The organism is Oleiphilus sp. HI0067 (genome assembly GCF_001635735.1).
Map to the genome: position 1 here is coordinate 1 of NZ_LWFI01001704.1, position 1,070 is coordinate 1,070.

The 1,070-nt window shown below is 50.9% G+C and carries 1 protein-coding gene; it reads right to left on the reverse strand.

Annotated elements, in window-relative coordinates; genetic code table 11:
* Positions 1-1,070 (reverse strand): VCBS domain-containing protein (locus A3739_RS27075; RefSeq protein ID WP_197472629.1); only part of this gene is annotated, 1,070 nt, incomplete at both ends.

The window sequence follows — 1,070 nt, forward strand, 5'->3', positions numbered from 1 at the left end:
AACGAGATTCTGCGTGTCAGTACCACCGTCTTGGTCGGTCACCGTAATCGGAATGGTGACAGTTTGGTCTGTACCTGCGGCCAAGTGTTGATAGGCGCTGTGACTGGGATCAAAGGTGTACGACCCGTCGGCATTTAGCGTAAAACCGTCTATGGTCGGTGCGGTGTAGGTGGCCGTTTCATGGGCATCGGCATCAGTTGAGGTAATGTTGCCAGAGATCACACTGCCATCTTCAGCCGCACTCTGTGCTTGAATATGGTTGAGCACCGGATTATCGTTGGTGCCTGTCAGCGTGATTACCAAATTCTGGGTGTCGGTCCCACCACTGCCATCTGTCACAGTAACTGGGATGGTGATGGTTTGCGTGTCGTCTTTTGCTAAACCATTGTAAGCTGCATTGCTTGGGTCAAAGCTGTATGTACCATTTGAGTTGAGTGTAAATCCAGCGACATTTGCAGTAGTTGTGTAGGCCGCAGTGTCACCCGAATCGACATCCGTTGAGGTAATGGAGCCCTGAGTCATCGTTGCGTCGCCCTCAGTGGCGGTGCGCGCCGTAATGGTATTGATCACAGGGTCATCATTGCTACCGCTAATGGTCACAACGATGTTATGTGTCGTACCGTCTGCGCTTTGTACTTGAATAGTGTCAGTCAGGCTATTAGTCGTGCCAGAACTACTTGTACCAAGGGCTTGTACATCCGCATTGTTGTTATCGAGGTCATACGTCCAGCTGCCGTTAGAGCTTAAATGCAACACACCATGTGCGGTCGTAATATCACCATCCTGAAAGTGAGCTTGTCCGTCATCTTTATCAGTGATGCTCAAGCTGCCTGTTGCTTGCAGCGTTGTTTCTTCGGTAACAGAGCCTGAGTCCGTGCCACCAATGACTGCGGCATCCGCGGTTCCATGAACTGTGATAACGAGATTCTGCGTGTCAGAAACACCGTCTTGGTCAGTCACCGTAATAGGGATAGTGACGGTTTGGTCTGTACCTGCGGCCAAGTGTTGATAGGCGCTGTGACTGGGATCAAAGGTGTACGACCCGTCGGCATTTAGCGTAAAACCGTCTA